The organism is Bradyrhizobium brasilense, from assembly GCF_029714345.1.
In the GTDB taxonomy this organism is placed as follows: Bacteria; Pseudomonadota; Alphaproteobacteria; order Rhizobiales; family Xanthobacteraceae; genus Bradyrhizobium; species Bradyrhizobium australafricanum.
The window spans coordinates 4783968-4802318 of sequence record NZ_CP121669.1 but is presented as its reverse complement, the minus strand read 5'-3'; the positions used below and the strand labels follow the sequence as shown (position 1 = coordinate 4802318).

The following is an 18351-nucleotide window of genomic DNA, read 5'->3' as shown; positions in this document are numbered from 1 at the left end:
CCGGTCACGACGACCGATCCCGATGGCGCGGATATGGTCTGCCCCTAAAGCCGCCGGCTTCAGGTCTACCGTCGTCGGCATCGAAGTGCTTGAACACATCGGGCGACGCTGCCATCAGATTGCGCGATCTCGGCAGCATGGCGCCGTCGGCAGTCGGAAGGCGAGGTGCTGCGATGTTCTCGCTGACTTTTCTGGGAACGTCGGCAAGCGTGCCGTCTCCCGAGCGCAATCACCCGGGCATCCTCGTCGAGGCAGCCGGCAGTCGTATTCTGGTCGATTGCGGCGAGGGAACGCAGCGCCAGCTGCTGCGGAGTGGCGCCGGCTTTCGCCGGCTCGATCGCCTGCTGCTGACCCACGGGCATTTCGATCATGTGCTCGGCATCCCCGGGCTGTTTTCGACCCTCCGGTTGCGGCAAAGTTCGGATGCGATGACGATTCATGCCGGGCCGGGCACGCTCGATGTCGTCGTCCGGATGCTGGCAGGCCTGTGGGGCGAGGGCAGAGCGCCGATCCCGCTTGATCTGGTGCCGTTGAGCGAGGGGCGAGTCCTCGACGCCGGCGAATTCACCGTCGATTGCTTTCCGGTCCGCCACCGGGATACGGACAGCTTCGCCTTCACCTTTCAGAGCGCGGTGCGCCGGCATCTCCTCCCGGACCGGCTTCTGGCGCTGCGCGTGCCTGATGGGCCGGTTCGCCGGGAGCTGGCGGAGGGGCGGCAGGTGAAGCTGGACGACGGTCGCACCATCGATCCGGAGCAGGTGCTTGGTCCGGCCGAGGGGCGAAGGAAGCTCGTCATTGTCGGTGATGCCGAAACAACCGAGGGGCTGGCCGAACACGTCAGGGACGCCGACGTGCTCGTGATCGAAGCGACGTTTGTCGAGCGTGACGCGGCGATCGCGCGCGACTACGGGCATTTGACGGCCAGCGAAGCCGCCGCGCTCGCGGCGCGGAGCGGGGTCAAGCAACTCGTCCTCACCCACATCTCCGGCCGCTATCCGGACGAGGACATTCTGGCGGAGGCGACGAGGATTTTCCCAAACAGCCGGATAGCCATCGACTTCGATCGCATCGCGATCTGAGTGCGGAAGCCTCCACGATCCCGGCGAAGGAACGCTGTCGAGGGTGTCTGCGAACGCGTGCCGGTGCCGTACCAGCAACGCTTCATTAACCCGACTCACGCAACGTCGTTTCAGGCCGTCTGGATGGGCCGCTAGCAGAAGGCCGCCACGAGTGACTACGTGGCGGCCTTTTGCGTCTCACAGTGCCAAGGGAGACGACCGATGGACTACGGCGCCTTCACCGACGCCAGCCTGAAGATGATGTACGAAGCCGTCCGCGGTGCGCTCAGAGCCGACGACGCATTCGAGGCAGCCGGCGAAGATCCAAAATTCCGCGTCCGCGCGACGCCCGAGTGGAAACGGCATGCCGGCAGCCTCGAGGCCGAGATGCTGAAGCGAGGGCTGCAGCTCGATATCATCGACTGGACAGGCGGTCAGGGCGAACTGCCGTTATCTTGACGGCCGAACTCCAGCGGCGTTCCGAATGTTCGCTCCGAAGTGTGCGCTGGGCGGCGCGCTTGCGCCGTCATGCGTCGCGCTCCCCCTCGGCGCGGGGGTAACCTTTGTGAGGCGGGCGGCTTTCGGTCTGCCTTGAGCTGTTCCCCGATCGTTCCCTTTCAACGACGACGCTGGCCCGGTCAGAACGTCCAGTGGCCAAAGCTGAATTCCGCAAGGGCCTAATTTGCTCCACCGATGCGCCGCCATTTTGCCGCGCCTCGTTCGCTTTGCCCAACTCTGTTCATATACCTTACGAGGTAACACAGATGTCATCTGTTCGCGGTTTGTCGCCACCGATCGGGGTATTCGATCTAGCCTCTGCCTACGGCTCGGGCTTCAGGGCGTCCGTCAAGGCCTGCTTGATGTGTTCGGCCTGTTCCTTCGTCAGCTTCTCGGCGAAGTGGCCGTCTTTCTTCAACTGCGCTGGCCCCTTGAGCTCGCGATCATAGACCATCCAGTCGGTGCTTCCTCTCCGAACGACAAACCTTGACTGTAGGGGCGCTGCGTATCTCAACGATACCTCCCAATGAATCCAGCTGCTCGTCTCCAAAAGACACATCCGGCGACAGCTTGTTCCTGAACCGGGACACTGAAATTCCTTGCGCCACCTAAAGAGCAAGGCTCATGCCGGAATGCGCGCGCCGCCGACCGGTCCGGAGAACCGCAGGCGGGCTCGACGCCGGCGACGCCGAACGTGATGACTGCGACAGGGAGAGCAACGAGCCGTTGGCGTCCGGATGCGTCTGGTCCGAGCATTGGGATTGCAGTTCTGACCGTCCCGAAAAATTACGCCGCCGGGCCCGAAATGGTTTGTCCCGGCGGCGCCCCGTTCTTCCAGCCTCTGGGCCCTGAAATCCCCAGCGCGCCAAAAACCTACTAAAGATCACGCCGAACAACTGTGGCTTGGTTCACACAAAATTAAGAAGAAGAGCCGGCGTCAGGGCCCGGGCCGGCTTCCAAACACCATGGGAGCGATGTCACTGCCGCACGGAAATTTCGCGAATGTTTGGGAGGGGACTGCTTGCTCAAATGTATGAGCGGCCCGAGATATGGGCGACAGAACGTACCGGACACATGGGTTACACTTTCCGCTTTTGTTCTGCGGGAGGTGTGGTTGCCGCGCAAAGCGAGGTGATGGAAGAGCGCCTTCGCTTTGTCGCCCGTCTGCTGGACGGGGAGGCCATGACGGACGTCTGCCGGGAGTGATGCTGCGCTCCACCGTGTCCTACGAGTTGTTCGGGGATATTCCAGCAGGTGACCCGTAGGCATCGTGATCAGCGATTACGCTGCAACTTCCGTCCTCCCGGAAGAACAGGCCGTTGCCTGCGACTTCCTTCCACCAACCCCGGCCAGTCCGAGATCGACGCATACTCACCACGCCAAAGCGCCACGCGCTCATATCACCTTGGAATGGCTGCTCGGAGAACAAATCTTGATATCCCGGCACAGGCCAGGTGTGATCCAGCACATCCCACTCCGTGAGATTGCCTTCAAGCCAAGCATCGAAATGATCCCTGATTTTCGTTCCTGGAGGATTCGGAAACAGAGCATTGATGTAGGCTGTTCCGTCCGCATCCAACCTCGTGGGAAGAGCCTCGACGACCCTCCGCAGAAGCTCAGTGCCTTCTATTCCACCGCTCCAAAAATTATCGCTCGCCTTGGCGGCAGTGTCCGGTGCGTAAGGAGGGTTACATACCAGCAGATCGCACGTCCCGTCGATCGAATCGAAGAGATCGCTTGTAACGAAATCGATGTTGCTCTTTTCGTTTAGCGCTGCATTGAAGTTGGAGAATGCGATGGCGCGTGGACTGACGTCCGCGCCCACTACTGTCGCCGAATGGTCGCTTGCCAGAATTGCGTGCACTCCGGAGCCTGTTCCGAGATCAATGGCGCGCCTGCGGGGGATCCTCTTCACAAAGCCGCCGAGCATAAAGCTCTCTCCCCACAACCACATGACTTGGTTGATTGCGGTGTTCTTCTCTGCCTGATCGGTGACCAGGTATTTCCCATAGCATGGGAACAAACAGAAGTTCGACTGCAACACGTCGCCGTTTTTTTTCAGCCAATCTCATTTCGAGCGCCGCATCGACAAAGAACGACGAAATCTGCTTCGCGATAACGTCTGCGCTCACCTGCTGGCAATCGATGAAGAGCGTAATGAGATTGTCGATCGGATCGCCCTTCCGAGGGGTCCAAGACATTCGCATTTTCTGCCAGAAATTGACGCCGAGGCGAGGAAGGACCTCAAGACGTTCGGCACAGCTTGCGAGGTCGTAACCGCAACTCCGGAGCTCCGTAACGAAACGGCTCATGCGTTCACGCCGTGCCGGGATTATCGGCAACGGAACTTCCCTGGAAATTGTCGGCAGGAGCGCTCTTGTCCCGTCCTCGCGCTCGATCGGCAGGGAGTCGGCCGGACCGCTCTTCAGCGCCTCCGCCTGCCGAAGCCAGGCGAGCAGTTCCTGCTTTCGGTCAGCCAGTGTCGCGCGCAACTCTGCGTCAAGCGCGCCAGCGGGGGCGCTGCACTTCAGACGGTCCCCTTCAACCCATACTCTGACGTTGCGGTCGCGGAGAACCGATAGAAGCGTGGCCGTTTCCATTTGAGATCGTCCTCGGGGGCTTCGCCTTGGAATGGGCGCCCGACCTTGGAGCCGGGCAGATGCTATCCCAAGCTTCTTTCCGCACCTGGTCAATCATCCGCATGGCGAGAACGCCCGACGCCGTCCGCTTGAAATGCATGCGGGCGGCGTCGGCCTAGCCCGAGGAAGGAAGTGCAAATTCCCGATGGATATTGCGACGTGCGAAACGCCAAGGGCTCGTGGCTTCAGCTTCACTAGATGAGGTACTCCGAATGTATGGGACAGCGAAGGCGAACAGGTCTTTCCCAGGCTGGAGCATCCGCGCGAACGTCCCGCTCGCGTGGGCCGCCTGGATCGCCTCGAATGCTCTCGCGTGCTCCATCAAGTGTCGGGCGGCTTTGCCTGCACCGCAAGCCGGCCAACAACTCGGCATCAAGGAAGTCGATGACGGCATTTGGCTCGTCAGCTTCATGCACGATGATTTGGGATACTTCGACCTGGAGCAGAAAACCCTGCAACCCCTCGACAACCCGTTCGGTACGAGGCTGTCACCCATGTCTTAGGTACGACCTGTTACCCATGTCTCCGGGCTGGACAGAATTTGTTTGGTGAGCGCGGAGGGACTCGAACCCTCGACCCCATGATTAAAAGTCACGTGCTCTACCGCCTGAGCTACGCGCTCACTCACCTGAACATTAGATCCGGACGCCAGCGGTGAACCGCTCCGGATCGTGCTCCAGCCCGCGCTGTGTAGGGGGCAGGGCCCATCGGGTCAATAGCCGACGGGCGGTCAATTGTGCACCGGCGCGCCGGATTTGCCGTTCCGGCGCCTGCGGTTAGGGCCGTTTCTTGAAGTCGGCCAAATCCGGCGCTAGTTGTCGCGGCGGATTTCCGAGCCGACCGGCTGCGATGGGGCGGCGACCGAGGGCAGGCTGACCGGGCGCAACCCGATCAGTTCCGCGGTGCGGATCGCGCTGTTGCGCCAGAATGCGAACTCGTTGATCCGCGAATTTTCCAGGATCGCGATGGAGACCGCCGCCAGGAATGGCAGGCTCTGCAGCACCAGGACGCCGGCAAAGATGTAGATCTCGCGCACCTGCTTGTAGCCGTTGGTGACGACAAGCACGACGGCGCCGATCAGCAGCAACACGCCGATCACGGCTTCCCAGAACGCCTGGAACTCGATCGACATCCGCGACAGGCCGCCTTTGGAGGTGCGGGCGAACGCGAGATGCTCCGTGATCAGGCCCTGCGCCACCGCGCGTGACACCGTCCACTGTACGCTCATCGCCGCGATCATGGCTCCCAACATCTGACCGGCCTTGATGTTCACGCGCAGCCGGTAAAGCGCGACGAAATGCACAAGCGAGACGATGAAGGAGGCGATGATCGGCAGCGTCAAAATCTTGTCGGGGATCGCGATGTCGGCGAAGGCGACGATCGGCACCCAGATCAGGTTGAGGATCGCAACCACGACGCCGAGGCTTTCGGCGCCGAGCCAGTTGAGCCAGCCCAGCGAGAACTCGCGGCGCTGATCGGGCGTCAGCCGGCTGGCGCCGGGCAGGAAGCGCCGCCAATGCTTCTTGACGATCTGGAAGCCGCCATAGGCCCAGCGATGGCGCTGCTTCTTGAAGGCCTCGTAGGTGTCGGGCAGCAGGCCTTCGCCGTAACGCACATTGGTGTAATGCGTGAGCCAGCCCTGCTGCTGGATCGAGAGGCCGAGATCGGTGTCCTCGCAGATCGTGTCAGAGGACCAGCCGCCGGCCTTGTCCATCGCGGCGCGGCGGATCAGGCACATCGTGCCGTGCACGATGATGGCGTTGAACTCGTTGCGCTGGACCATGCCGATGTCGAAGAACCCGGCATATTCGCCGTTCATGATGTAGTGCATCAGCGAGCGATCGCCGTCGCGATGCTCCTGCGGCGCCTGCACGAGGCCGACGCGCGGATCGGCGAACGCCGGCACGAGATCCTTCAGCCAGTCCGGATGCACGACATAATCGGCGTCGATGATGCCGATGATCTCGGCATCCGCCGCGGTGCGGTCCATCGCGATGCGCAGCGCGCCGGCCTTGAAGCCCTGCACCTTCTCGGCATTGATGAACTTGAAACGCTCGCCGAGCAGCCGGCAGTGATCCTGGATCGGCCGCCAGAAATCGGGATCGGGCGTGTTGTTGATGATGCAGACGCACTCGAAGTTCGGATAGTCGAGCCGCGACACCGCATCGAGCGTCTGCTTCAGCATCTCGACCGGCTCGAAATAGGCCGGGATGTGGATCGAGACCTTCGGAAACTTCACGTTCTCGCCGAGCGTGGCGGGCGCAAGCGGCGCGCTCTTGCCGATCAACCGGCGCGGGCCGCGGCCGAACGCCACCGCCGCGATCTCCTCGATCCGCGCCATCGCGATCAGGACCAGCGGAACCAGCAGCACCAGGCCGAGGCTGAGTGCGAAGGCCGAGCCCCAGACGAAGTAGTGCGTCGTCCAGTACGAGAACACGGTCGCGACCCACGCGCCGACGCCGTTGGCGGCCGCCGACAAGAGCAGCGCCTGCATCACGGTCGGCTGGTCCAGCCGCAGGATCGGCAGCGACATGAACAGGCCGACCAGGACGGCGACCAGTGCGATCTTCCAGAAGTTCGGATCGGTGATCGGACCGGTCCAGGAGAACTTTGGCTCGCGGTCGGCATTGAGGATGCCCCAGTAGGGGCCGACGCCGCCTTCGAAGAACTTCCAGGGCTGATCGATCGCCTCGACGATGTTGTAGTCCATGCCGATGGCTTCGGCGCGGGTGACGAAGTTGCGCAGCACGGTGGCCTGCTGGAACGGGCCGGGAACGGCGCTGCGCAGATTGTAGCCCTGGCTCGGCCAGCCGAATTCGGCGATCAGGATGCGCTTGCCGGGGAAGGAATCGCGCAACAGGTTGTAGCGGTCGACCGCCTGATCCACCGCCTGCTTGTCGGTGAAGTTTTCCCAATAGGGCAGCACGTGCGCGGCGATGAAGTCTGCGGAGTTGGCGAGCTGCGGATGGTCGCGCCAGATGTTCCAGATTTCGCCGGTCGTGACGGGGACGTTGACCGACTTCTTGACCCGCTGGATCACCTTGATCAGCCGGTGCACGTTGTTCTCGGCGATCGCCCACTTGATCGCTTCAGCGCGCTTGCTCAAGCCGCTGCTGCCATCTTCATCCGGCTGCATTTCCGCGTCGCGGAGACGCTGCGCTTCCTCGCGAAGAATCCTCTCGGACTCCTCGGGCGGCACGCCGATCTCCGGAACCGAGCCGAGGTTTTCCAGCGGCACCTGCTCGCCACGGAATACGGTTTCGTTGCCGACCACGATGCCGATGACGTTGCTGTTGCGCTTGGCCAGGTTGATCGCGGCTTCGATCTCGCGGTTGTTGCGGTTGGCGTCCTTGTCGATCCACGCGCCGACCGTGACCTTCATGCCGAATTCGGCGGCGACCGGCGGCACCAGCTCGTTGCCTTCGGTCGATGAATAGAGACGGACTGCCTTGGTGAGCGTGGAGAGCTTTCGCAGGTCGGTGCGCACCTTCTCGGTGTCGGCGGCGACGTCGGCGACGGTGTGGCCGGACTCGAACGGAGCGTAGGACAGGCTCGGCAGCGTGCCACGGAAATCGGGCGCCGGCTGCTTCTCCTGGAAGAGACCCCACAGGGCGGCGTGGGCGGCGGTGACAAGCAACAGGACGGCGACGACGGCGCGCATCGCGGTTAAACCATACGGGGCCTGAGATTGAGGACTAAGCGAACCCGTCCCCTGGGTTCGACCAACACGACGGCGGAGGGAAAGATATCTCCACCATCCGATTTAACAACTGGTGTGCCGCGATGGCGTTTTAAGGGCGCAAGCCGTTCCAGCCGCGAAAAAAAATCGCGGCCGGACCCGGTCGCGGGATGCGGCTATTTTGACGCCGGCGCAGGTGACGCCGACGGGGCCGGTGCAGGCGAGGGCGAGGCTGCCGGCGTGGGTGCGGCGTTGCCGGCCGTCGCCGGCGCCGGGGTGGGCGCAGCGGCGGCTGCCGCGGCCTGGGGCTGGGCGCCCGGGTTGATCCAGCAGGCGTGGATCCGGCCGTCGAGGCTGCCGCGCACCTTGTCGTCGATCTGGGCGCCGAACCGGGTCAGGCAGCGGAACGCCGCCTGGACGTGGCCGCCGGGGCAGCCGAATCGGTCGTAGAGGTCGAGATGGCGGAACGCGGTGTCGAGGTCGTCGTTCCACATCAGGCGGACGACGCGGCGGCCGAGCCAGACGCATTCCGGGTTGCCGGCCGGGCCGTTGATGGCCTGCTGGGCCTCGACGAATTCCTCGACCTTGCGCTGGTTGGCTTCCCGTGCGGCATTTGCGTTGGCGTCGGGCTGTCCAGGCTGCTGTTTCGCCTGATCCGGCGGATTCGGCGTGCCGCTCTGGGCGAACGCGCCGCCGGCCCCAATGAGGAGCGCAAGGCCCGTGACAAGGCCCGTTACGGCAAGATGGCGCAAAGTAGTGTTCTTCAACTCAAGCAGCCGTCGACGCATGTATTCCCCGATAATGTTCCTGCCCCCGCGGGATCATCCTAACGGCTCGCGTGATGCCGTCCAAATAGGTCTCCAGTGCGGCGGAGACTCTGGCGAAATCTGATGACTGGAATTTGGTATTTTGTCCAGCAAACTCACAACTTTATCGACCCAGCGCAAAACTGTCGCAGGACAACCATGGTATTGACCTAATCCCGCTCTTGGCAGATGGGCTGTGACCGGCTAATTCGACGGTCCCCCGGAGGATGGAACCGATTTCGCTTCGTACGCCGCTGGCGCTTCTCCTGATCTCGCTCGCCGTGATTGCATCCGTGTGGTGGTGGCTCGCCACGCCGATTACGCTCGTGCGCGCGCCGATCGATCCCGCTGCAAAGCTGCAATGCGTGTCCTATACGCCGTTCCGCGGCGCGCAGACGCCGCTGGATCCCACCACGCAGATTCCAGTCGAGCAGATCGAGCAGGATCTGACCGATCTCGCCAAGGTCACCGACTGCGTGCGCACCTATTCGATCGAGAACGGCCTCGACCAGGTCCCCGGCGTTGCGGCCAAGGTCGGCCTGAAGGTGATGCAGGGCATCTGGCTCAGCAGCAACCGCTTCAAGAATTTGCAGCAGATCGCGATCGCGGTCCGGCTCGCCAAGGAGTATCCCGGCGTCGTCACCTCGCTGATCGTCGGCAACGAGGTGCTGCTGCGCGGCGAGATGACCGCCACCGATCTTGCCGGCAACATCCGCGCGGTGAAGGCGGCAGCGGGCAATCTTCCTGTCACCTATGCCGACGTCTGGGAATACTGGGTGAAGAACCGCGAGATTTATGACGCGGTCGATTTCGTCACCATTCACATCCTGCCGTATTGGGAGGACATCCCGGTCAAGGCGAAGTACGCCGCGGCGCATGTCGACGATATCCGCAAGCGGATGGCGGTGACATTCCCGGGCAAGGAGATCCTGATCGGCGAGACCGGCTGGCCGAGCCAGGGGCGGATGCGGGAGGGCGCATTGCCGTCGCGCACCAACCAGGCGCGGGTGGTGTCCGAGATCCTCGACCTCGCCAAGCGCGAGGGCTTTCGGGTCAACCTGATCGAGGCCTACGACCAGCCCTGGAAGCGCACGCTCGAGGGCACCGTCGGCGGCAATTGGGGCCTGTTCGATTCGGTCAAGCGGCAGGTGAAATATCCGCCCGGCGTTGCTATCACGAACTATCCGGACTGGAAGCTGCAGATGGTGGGCGGCATGGCGCTGTCCGTCGCCACCTTCCTCGCGGCCTGGCTGACGCTGCGCCGCCGGCCCTGGACGCCGCGGCCGTCGGCCTGGATCGCGGTCGCCATTTCGGCGACGACGGCAGGGGCGCTGCTCGGGATTGCCGGCGACAAGATGTATTACGAGAGCTACGGCGTCGGCGGCTGGCTGCATTGGGGCGTGCTGCTCGCGGCGGGCATTGCCGCACCACTCCTGACGGCGCATGCGCTGATCGCCGGGCGGTCACTGCCGACCTTCCTGGAACTGGTCGGGCCGCGCGACTATCGCGGCAAGGGCGTGATCGGCGCGGTGCTGGCGATTGTGCTGATCATCACCACGGTGATTGCTGCCGAAACCGCGCTCGGCTTCACCTTCGATCCGCGCTACCGCGATTTCCCGTATGCCTCGCTGACCATGGCGGTGGTGCCATTCGCGCTGCTGACCATGCTCAATCGCCCGAAGGAAGGCATCCGGCCGCTCGCGGAATCCGTATTCGCCGGCCTGCTGGTGATCGCTGCCGGCTACACGATCTACAACGAGGGCACGATCAACTGGCAGTCGGACTGGACCTGCGTGATGTACCTTTTGCTTGCCGCTACGCTGTGGCGGGCGCGGGCCGCGCAAAACCCAGGATGAACAGCCCGATCGCGAGCCCCGACAGCACGACATTGTAGAGCACGATCCCGAGCCCCGCGGCGATCAAGCCGACGGTGAGCAGCACGATCGACGGCCGCGTCAGGTTGAGCACCGCGATTACCAGCGCGGTGATCCCGAACACCGAGTTCTTGAACAGTACGGTCGACAGCGCGCGAGCCTTGCAGAGCATGGTCTGCGCGCCGGCGTCGCAGGCCAGCGCAACGGGAGAGAACTCGATTGCCAGATAGCGCACGTAGAGCGCGTAGCCGACGGTGACGAAGCCCACGACCATCAGGAACTGGACCTGATAGGGGGAGAGGCGGAACGGAGGTTTTGTCATCGCGGCACTATGGTCGGGATCGGGTTGCGGGACAAGTTCGGTCGGATCATCGAAATCGGTTGAAAATCCGGCCACAATCCCTCGGCTCACATGATTATTGGCTGTTCCGCCGGAATATCGAGGAGATCGTGGTCGGCTCCGGCTTCTTGTCCTCGGCGACCGGCTGCTGCTGCTGCGGCGGCGCGACGGCGCGCTTCGGCACGGCCCGGCGATGCGACGGCGCCGGCTTGGCTCCGGCGGCCGGCTCGTTGAGGGCCAGTCGCTGGCCGTCATAGATCGCCGTCTCGCAGGTTCGCTGCGCCAGGTTGAGGCCCGCGCAGATCCTGGCGGCGGTGCCGGCGTCGTTCAGCGGTCCGGCCACCAGGCGCAACTGCATGCCGAGCCCGTTGCTGTTCTCCTTGATCACGATGATCGGCCGCAGCGCCGCCAGCGGCGCGTTGGCCTTCGACTTCAACAGGCCGCGCCACAGCGCGCGCAGTCCATTGACCGAATTGGCCGTGCCGAGATCGACGCCGAACTCGGTTCGGTGAATCTGTGCCTGCGGCGCATCGTCCTCGGCGTCCGGATCCGCTGTGATCACCAGCGGCGGCATCGGCGCGGCGGCGACATCGTTGGCGGTCGGCGGCCTGACCGTTTCGGTTGCCTTGTTCGCCGCGGGATCGAGCGATGCCAGGACCGGCTTGTCGGCAAGCGGCTTGTCCGCGACCGGTGCCGGCGCAGCGGGTGCATCCTCGGCGCTGGCCGCCGCGGCGCTCATTGGACTTGCGATCGATGCGGCCGTGGCGGAATTCGGCGGCGAATTGTCGGAGGCTGGCGGCTTCTCCGCGACGGCCTGCGGCTTGGCGGCCGCGGGCGCCGGTTTCTTGTCGGCCGTTGCCGGCTTTTCGGCCGCCGCAACCGGCTTCTCGATCGGCCCAGTCGCCTTGCTGTCGCCGGCTGTGGCCAGCTTGTCGGTCGCCGCCGGCTTGTCCAATGCGACCGGCGGCGTCGTTGCGACGGCGGCAACGGTTGGCGCGGAGACGGCGGGCGACGAACTGGCGGTTGCGGGCGAGGTGCCGGGCGCCGCTGCCAAGGGCGATGGTGCCGGCGGCTGCCTGGCGATCGCGCCGGTCACGGAGTCGAGACCCTGCTCCAGCGTGGTGACGCGCGAATACAGCCGGTCGCGGTCGCCGTTGAGCGTATCGATCGCGGACGCCAGCCGGCGCGTCTCGTTGTGGCTCTCCTTCGCCAGCGTCTGCAACTGCTGGGCCTGTCGCGCGAGATCCGCTGCGGCAACCTGGTCGCGCCGCAGCGTCAACGCCGACTGGTTGGCCATCACCGCGATGGTGACGGCGCCGACCGCGGCAACGCCCCACGAGCCGAGCCGCCACAGCATGCGGCGATCCAGAGTATCCTCCTCGGCCAAAAAGCCAGTGGTGCTCTCGGTGTCGAATTCCGCCGCCAGATTGTCGCGATCTTTGGCCAAAGCCCGCTTGGCCCTCCTCAAGGCCCGCCGAATCACGAGGCAAAGATTAACAGGAAATGGACCGGGAACTTGAATCCGGAGCGCCACGGAGGCGAATCGGTTTCTTCTGCCGGGGAAAACAATTAAAGACGGCCTCGAAGACAGCTTTGCGCAGCGAACTGCGCGCGACATCGAGGATTGCGAATGACTGCGCGAACGAGCCTGACAGTGGTGCTTGCGGCCGGTGAGGGCACGCGGATGCGCTCGTCGCTGCCGAAGGTGCTCCACCCCGTGGCCGGGCAGCCGCTGCTGGCGCACGTGCTCAACGCCGCGGCCTCCGGCGAGGGATCGCAGCTGGCGGTCGTGGTCGGCCCGGATCATGACGCAGTCGCCGCCGAGGCGCGCCGGGTGCGGCCCGATGCGCAGACCTTCGTGCAGAGCGAACGGCTCGGCACCGCGCATGCGGTGCTGGCGGCGCGCGAGGCGATCGCCCGCGGCGCCGACGACCTTCTGGTCGCGTTCGGCGACACGCCGCTGATCACGGCCGAGACCTTTGCCCGTATGCGCGCGCCGCTGCGCGACGGCGCAGCCCTTGCGGTGCTTGGCTTCCATGCCGCCGACCCGACCGGCTACGGCCGCCTGGTGGCCGAGAACGGCAAGCTGGTTGCAATCCGCGAACAGGCCGATGCGAGTGCCGAGGAGCGCAAGATCACGCTGTGCAATGCCGGCGTGATGGCGTTCGACGGCAAGAAGGCGCTCGCGATCATCGAGAAGATCGGCAATGCCAACGCCAAGGGTGAATATTATCTGACCGATGCCGTCGGCATTGTCAGGGAACTCGGACTGGAGGCCGTCGTGATCGAGACCAGCGAAGACGAAGTGCGCGGCATCAACACCAAGGCGCAGCTCGCCGAGGCCGAGGCCGTGATGCAGGCGCGGCTGCGCAACCAGGCGCTCGAGGCCGGCGTGACCCTGATCGCACCGGAGACCGTCTATCTCGCCGCCGATACCAAATTCGGCAAGGACGTCACGATCGAGCCGTTCGTGGTGATCGGACCCGGCGTGTCGATCGACGACGGCGCCGTGATCCATTCCTTCTCGCACATCACCCAAGCTACGATCGGCAAGAAGGTGGAGCTCGGACCCTACGCGCGGCTGCGGCCCGGCACCTCGCTCGGCGACGGCGTGAAGATCGGCAATTTCGTCGAGACCAAGGGTTCGAGGCTGGAGGCCGGCGTCAAGGTCAACCATCTCTCCTATGTCGGCGACGCCCATGTCGGTGCCAATTCCAACCTCGGTGCCGGCACCATCACCTGCAACTATGACGGCTTCCTCAAGCACAAGACGCTGATCGGCGAGGGCGCCTTCATCGGCACCAATACCTCGCTGGTCGCGCCGGTCACGATCGGCAAGGGCGCCTATATCGGCTCGGGCTCCGTGATCACCAAGGACGTTCCCGACGATGCGATGGCGCTCGAGCGCAGCGAGCAGTCCATCCGCGAAGGCGGCGCCGCGCGCTACCGTACGGCGAAGCTGAAGGAGAAGGCGGCGAAGGGGAAGTGATCTTCTCGCGACATATTTGCGAGCCTGTCTCGACCATAAGGTGTCGTCCCGGCGAAAGCCGGGACCCATACTCCGCGGCGGAAGTTGGGGACAGGACTCGTCGTTCCAGCATCGTGAAGCAATGACCGTCGGTGGTTATGGGTCCCGGCTTTCGCCGGGACGACACTGAGTGTGTTGCGCGATCTGTGAGTCACACATGCGCATCGGGTGACGGGGTTCGCAACGGGCTGATCGCAACGTCGATCGGTCGCCGCGGTTCATGCCGCATTCTTCGCCTGGCGCGGCTCGTCGGTCTTCGGCTCTACCGGTCCGAGCAGGATGCGCCGCTGCATCTCGTCGAAGGCGAGGTTTGCGTTCTTCTCCCGTGTCACCAGCGACAGCAGGATCGCGACCGCAAAGGATAGCGGCATGCTGATGATCGCGGGATTGCGCAGCGACACGAACCACCATTGATGCTCGACCGCGGCGAGCGGCTTGCCGAGAATGTCGACCTGGATGGTCGGGGACAGATAGATCAGCACCAGCGAGCTCAGTGTGCCGACGAGGATGCTCGCCACGGCAGCAGGCGTCGTGAAGCGGCGCCAGGTGATGGCGAGCACGAGCGACGGGAAGTTGGCGGCGCAGGCGATCGAGAACGCAAGTCCCGCCATGAAGGCGACATTCTGGCCTTCGAACGCGATGCCCAGGCCGATAGCGAGGATGGAAATCAGAACGGTCGCGACCCGCGCGACCTTGAGCTGCTCGGCCTCGGAAGCGGTGCCGCTTCGGATCACATTGGTCCAGACGTCGTGGCAGAGCGTGGCGACGCCCGACAGCGTCAACCCCGCGACGACCGCGAGCATGGTCGCGAACGCGACCGCACAGATGAAGCCGAAGAACGCATTGCCGCCGACGGTGAGTGCGAGCAGGGGCGCTGCCATGTTGCCGCCGCCGCCGGCCTTGGCCACCGCCTCGGCGCCGACCAGCACCATGGCGCCGAAGCCGATGATGAAGACCATGAGGTGAAAGACGCCGATCAGGCCGGTGGCATAGAGGATCGACAGCCGTGCGGCTTTGGAATCCTTCACCGTGTAGGCCCGCATCAGCACATGCGGCATCGCGGCGGTTCCGAACATCAGTCCGAGCCCGAGCGAGATGGCATCCCATTGACCCGAGACCACCTTCGATCCCGGCTGCAGCACCTTGGTGCCGTATTTCTCGGACGCCGCGGCGAACAGCTTCAGCGGGTTCATGTCGAAATGGGTCAACACGAGGAGGGCGAGCAGGATGCCGCCGCCCATCAGCAGCACAGCCTTGACCACCTGCACCCAGGTCGTCGCCAACATGCCGCCGAACAGCACATAGACCAGCATCACGCTGCCGACGACGACGACCGACCAGGTGTAGGGCAGGCCGAACAGCAGTTTGATCAGCGATCCCGTCGCGACCATCTGGGCGATCAGGTAGAACAGGATCACGGCAAGTGTACCGATGGCGCCGGCGAGGCGCACCGGGCGCTGGCGCAGGCGATAGGCCACGACGTCGGCGAAGGTGAAACGGCCGACATTGCGCAATGGCTCGACGATCAGGAACAGAATGATCGGCCAGCCGACCAGCCACCCGATCGAATAGATCATGCCGTCGAAGCCGTTCGAGGTGACGATGCCGGCAATTCCGAGCAGGGCCGCGGCGCTCAGGAAGTCTCCCGCGAGTGCCCAGCCGTTCTGCCACGGCGTGACCTGGCCGCCGGCGGCAAAGAAGTGCTCGGTGGTGCGCGTGCGCCGCGCGGCCCAATAGGTGATCGCCAGCGTCAACGCCATGAAGGCGAAGAAGAACCCGATCGAAAGTGTGCTGCTGCCCATTGCCTGTCCCCTTAGCGAAGCTCGCGAACGCCTGCGTCGAACACCCGGTTCGCCCACAGCACGTAGACCAAGCAGAGCAAGAAGGAAGAGATGATGACGAGCGGGCCGAGCACAATGCAAAGCGACAGGCCGGGCATCAGGATGGTGCCGAGCAGCGGCTTGTCGAACGCGAAAAGCCCCATGAATCCGAAATAGATCACGATCATCGCGACGCTCAGAACGAGCGCGACCGTCAGCCGCTTCTTGGCCAGTTGCTCAGCCTGTTTCTTGGCCAATGCGCCGCCGCTCGGCGCCGGATCGGCATTGCCGGGAATAACCACGTTCATATCGGCCCCCTCAAAAACTCAGCGCGCTCTGCTTGGCGCCAATCTGACGAGCTTCAGCCGGGGTCCGACGGAAGGGAATTATGGATTTTTGCAATCTGCTGTGCGCGGCTGCGGCACGACATCGGCCAGCGTGACCTGCATGTCGGGATCCTGCTTCAGGGTATTTTTCAGGAAGGCGCGGACGGCGCGGATGCGCGGGGCGAATTGCAGGTCGCTGTGGACATTGAGCCAGACCTCGCGAACGGTGCCGGCGAGAGCCGGCAGCACCGGTATCAGGTCGGGCCGGTCCCTTGTGGCAAAGCTCGGAAGCATCACGATGCCGAGGCCGCCCGCCGCGGCGTTCATCTGCGCGATCATGCTGTTCGAGTGGAAGGCGATTTTCGGCTCTTCGATGACATCGGCGAGCCAGCGCACCGAATCGACCTGGATCAGGTCCTCGATATACGACACGAACCAATGATCCTGCAGGTCGCGCAGGCTTGCGGGCATCCCATGGTGGTCGAGATAGTCCTGGCTCGCGAATAGCCCAAGCCGAAACTTGCCGATGCGCTCGGAGATCAGGCCCGGACCGGGCGGCCGGAAGAAGGACACGAACAGATCGGCCTCGCGCTTATGGACGTAGACCGTCTGGGCGGACGTGACGAGTTCGACGGTGAGCTGCGGCGTGGTGCGTCGCAGTTTGGCAAAGCGTTGCGCCAAATAGAGCGAGGCGATCCCCTCCATGGTGGCGAGCCGCACGGTCCCGACAAGCTCCTGGGTGTCGCTGGCGCTGGCCTCCTCGCGGATCGCGATCACCGCGCTCTCGACCCGCTCGGCATGACGCAGCAACCGCTCGCCGACTTCGTTGAGCTTGAGGCCGGTGCGGTGGCGTTCGAACACCGCAACCCCGAGGGAAGCTTCCATTTGGGCGATGCGCCGGCTGACGGTGGAATGGTCGAGCCGCAGCCGTTTCGCGGTCTGGCTGAGATTGCCAGCGCGGGCGGCGCACAGAAACACCCGCAGATCGTCCCAGTTGATCGTGTCGAACATCACCTGCCTCCAGGTTGCGGCCGTTGAAATTGCGGCCCTTGTCTGCAAAGCAATTCCCGTTCCAGCGCGTGGCGGTTCCGATCCTTCGCAACCGACCTTGCGACAATTCCCATGCACGCCGGCAAGGCAGGGATGATACCGCTTCGCTCCCCTAGTCCTAGCCGGGATTTTCGACATGCTTCCTCGTTTCAAGGCTGCTGCCGTCCACGCCGCGCCCGTCTTCCTCGACAGCTGGGCGACCACCGAAAAGGCGATCGCCATCATTCGCGAGGCGGCCAGGGCCGGCGCCGAGCTGATCGCGTTTCCCGAAACCTATATTCCCGCCTTTCCGGTCTGGGCCGCGCTGTGGCCTCCAATCGACAACCACGACCTGTTCGTGCGCATGGCGGAGCAATCCGTGCTGGCGGACGGACCGGAAGTGGCGCGGCTTTGCGCCGAGGCGCGCGCCCTCGGCGTCACGGTCTCGATCGGCATCAGCGAGCGCTCGGCCGTCAGCGTCGGGGGGCTGTGGAACTCGAACCTGCTGATCGGCGAGACCGGAGAAATTCTCATCCATCACCGCAAGCTGGTTCCGACCTTCTATGAGAAGCTGGTGTGGTCGTCCGGGGATGGTGCGGGCCTTAAAGTCGCGGAGACGCGGCAGGGCCGGATCGGCGGGTTGATTTGCGGCGAGAATACCAATCCATTGGCCCGCTTCGCGCTGATGGCGCAGGGCGAGCAGGTGCACATTTCGAGCTGGCCGCCGATGTGGCCCACCCGGCGCCCGGCAGGCGGCGGCAATTTCGACAACGTGGCCGCCAACCGCATCCGGGCCAGCGCCCATTGCTTCGAAGCCAAGGTATTCGGGATCGTCACCGCCGGCTACATGGACCAGGCGTTGCGCGCCTTCCTCATTGAACGCGATCGAACGATCGCCGACGTGATCGACCAGACACCACGTGCGGCGAGCTTCTTCGTCGATCCGACCGGCAGCGTCTTCGGCGATGGATTGCAGGACGAGGAGGGGATCGCCTACGCGGAGATCGATCTCAATCGCTGCGTCGAGCCGAAACAGTTTCACGACGTGGTCGGTTACTATAACCGCTTCGACATCTTCGGCGTGACGGTCGACCGCAGCCGGTTGACCCCGGCTCGATTCCGCGATCCAGAGCAGCCGATAGCGGACGTGCAAGACGCGGCAATTCTGTCGGTCGATGCCGACGCCGGTTCGAACGGGCAGGGGCGCGACTGCCGGAGCTGACGAAGAGCTGGTGCTGCTCGTATAATTCTTCG

At 64.1% G+C, this 18351-nt stretch carries 16 protein-coding genes and 1 tRNA gene; 6 read left to right on the top strand and 11 right to left on the bottom strand.

Annotated elements, in window-relative coordinates; all coding sequences use genetic code 11:
* Nucleotides 1-173: 173 nt before the first annotated feature.
* Nucleotides 174-1079: a ribonuclease Z gene (locus tag QA635_RS22570; protein WP_283061531.1), complete on the top strand. Its 906-nt coding sequence runs from the start codon at nucleotides 174-176 to the stop codon at nucleotides 1077-1079.
* Between the two features lie 201 nt (nucleotides 1080-1280).
* Nucleotides 1281-1517 carry a hypothetical protein gene (locus tag QA635_RS22565; RefSeq protein ID WP_283061529.1) on the top strand — a complete coding sequence of 79 codons (237 nt, stop codon included), beginning with the start codon at nucleotides 1281-1283 and terminating at the stop codon, nucleotides 1515-1517.
* A 361-nt stretch (nucleotides 1518-1878) separates the two neighbouring features.
* On the opposite strand, the gene QA635_RS22560 is transcribed toward QA635_RS22565, so the two are convergent.
* From QA635_RS22560 to QA635_RS22550, 3 genes are all read right to left on the bottom strand, one after another.
* The gene (locus tag QA635_RS22560) at nucleotides 1879-2010 is read right to left on the bottom strand and encodes a hypothetical protein (protein ID WP_256438746.1); all 132 of its coding nucleotides are present in this window, start codon (nucleotides 2008-2010) and stop codon (nucleotides 1879-1881) included.
* Between the two features lie 771 nt (nucleotides 2011-2781).
* Nucleotides 2782-3486: a methyltransferase gene (locus QA635_RS22555; RefSeq protein WP_283061527.1), complete on the bottom strand. Its 705-nt coding sequence runs from the start codon at nucleotides 3484-3486 to the stop codon at nucleotides 2782-2784.
* Entirely contained in the window at nucleotides 3440-4156 is a 717-nt protein-coding gene (locus tag QA635_RS22550) for a TubC N-terminal docking domain-related protein (RefSeq protein WP_283061526.1), read from the bottom strand. The genes QA635_RS22555 and QA635_RS22550 overlap by 47 nt, the downstream gene beginning before the upstream one ends.
* Nucleotides 4157-4407: 251 nt before the next feature.
* On the opposite strand from QA635_RS22550, the gene QA635_RS22545 reads away from it, so the two are divergent.
* Nucleotides 4408-4698 (top strand): hypothetical protein, encoded by a 291-nt coding sequence (locus tag QA635_RS22545; RefSeq protein WP_283061525.1) that lies wholly within the window; start codon nucleotides 4408-4410, stop codon nucleotides 4696-4698.
* A gap of 43 nt (nucleotides 4699-4741) precedes the next feature.
* Here QA635_RS22545 and QA635_RS22540 read toward each other — a convergent pair.
* From QA635_RS22540 to QA635_RS22530, 3 genes are all read right to left on the bottom strand, one after another.
* A tRNA-Lys gene (locus tag QA635_RS22540) sits at nucleotides 4742-4817 on the bottom strand.
* Between the two features lie 189 nt (nucleotides 4818-5006).
* The gene (locus tag QA635_RS22535) at nucleotides 5007-7856 is read right to left on the bottom strand and encodes a glycosyltransferase (protein WP_283061524.1); all 2850 of its coding nucleotides are present in this window, start codon (nucleotides 7854-7856) and stop codon (nucleotides 5007-5009) included.
* Nucleotides 7857-8050: 194 nt separating this feature from the next.
* Complete coding sequence (locus QA635_RS22530) at nucleotides 8051-8662, bottom strand: beta-1-3, beta-1-6-glucan biosynthesis protein (protein WP_283061523.1); 612 nt, start codon at nucleotides 8660-8662, stop codon at nucleotides 8051-8053.
* Nucleotides 8663-8907: 245 nt separating this feature from the next.
* Here QA635_RS22530 and QA635_RS22525 point away from each other — a divergent pair, with 245 nt between their 5' ends.
* Nucleotides 8908-10536, top strand: coding sequence for a glycoside hydrolase family 17 protein (locus QA635_RS22525; RefSeq protein WP_283061522.1), 1629 nt, complete (start codon nucleotides 8908-8910; stop codon nucleotides 10534-10536).
* Here QA635_RS22525 and QA635_RS22520 read toward each other — a convergent pair.
* On the bottom strand, nucleotides 10496-10876 hold the full coding sequence (locus tag QA635_RS22520) for a hypothetical protein (RefSeq protein WP_016844836.1): 381 nt from the start codon (nucleotides 10874-10876) through the stop codon (nucleotides 10496-10498). The two genes, QA635_RS22525 and QA635_RS22520, sit on opposite strands and share 41 nt — an antisense overlap.
* A gap of 94 nt (nucleotides 10877-10970) precedes the next feature.
* Nucleotides 10971-12341, bottom strand: coding sequence for a hypothetical protein (locus tag QA635_RS22515; RefSeq protein WP_283061521.1), 1371 nt, complete (start codon nucleotides 12339-12341; stop codon nucleotides 10971-10973).
* Between the two features lie 183 nt (nucleotides 12342-12524).
* Here QA635_RS22515 and glmU point away from each other — a divergent pair, with 183 nt between their 5' ends.
* Nucleotides 12525-13883 (top strand): bifunctional UDP-N-acetylglucosamine diphosphorylase/glucosamine-1-phosphate N-acetyltransferase GlmU, encoded by a 1359-nt coding sequence (gene glmU, locus QA635_RS22510; protein WP_283061520.1) that lies wholly within the window; start codon nucleotides 12525-12527, stop codon nucleotides 13881-13883.
* Nucleotides 13884-14140: 257 nt separating this feature from the next.
* Here glmU and QA635_RS22505 read toward each other — a convergent pair whose 3' ends face one another.
* The 3 genes from QA635_RS22505 to QA635_RS22495 form a co-directional block, all read right to left on the bottom strand.
* On the bottom strand, nucleotides 14141-15724 hold the full coding sequence (locus QA635_RS22505; protein WP_283061519.1) for a solute symporter family protein: 1584 nt from the start codon (nucleotides 15722-15724) through the stop codon (nucleotides 14141-14143).
* Nucleotides 15725-15735: 11 nt separating this feature from the next.
* Nucleotides 15736-16050 carry a DUF485 domain-containing protein gene (locus QA635_RS22500; protein WP_283061518.1) on the bottom strand — a complete coding sequence of 105 codons (315 nt, stop codon included), beginning with the start codon at nucleotides 16048-16050 and terminating at the stop codon, nucleotides 15736-15738.
* Between the two features lie 78 nt (nucleotides 16051-16128).
* Complete coding sequence (locus QA635_RS22495) at nucleotides 16129-17079, bottom strand: LysR family transcriptional regulator (RefSeq protein WP_028332060.1); 951 nt, start codon at nucleotides 17077-17079, stop codon at nucleotides 16129-16131.
* 175 nt (nucleotides 17080-17254) lie between these two features.
* Between QA635_RS22495 and QA635_RS22490 the strand changes: the two genes are divergently transcribed.
* Nucleotides 17255-18319: a carbon-nitrogen hydrolase family protein gene (locus QA635_RS22490; protein ID WP_283061516.1), complete on the top strand. Its 1065-nt coding sequence runs from the start codon at nucleotides 17255-17257 to the stop codon at nucleotides 18317-18319.
* The last annotated feature ends 32 nt before the right edge of the window (nucleotides 18320-18351 follow it).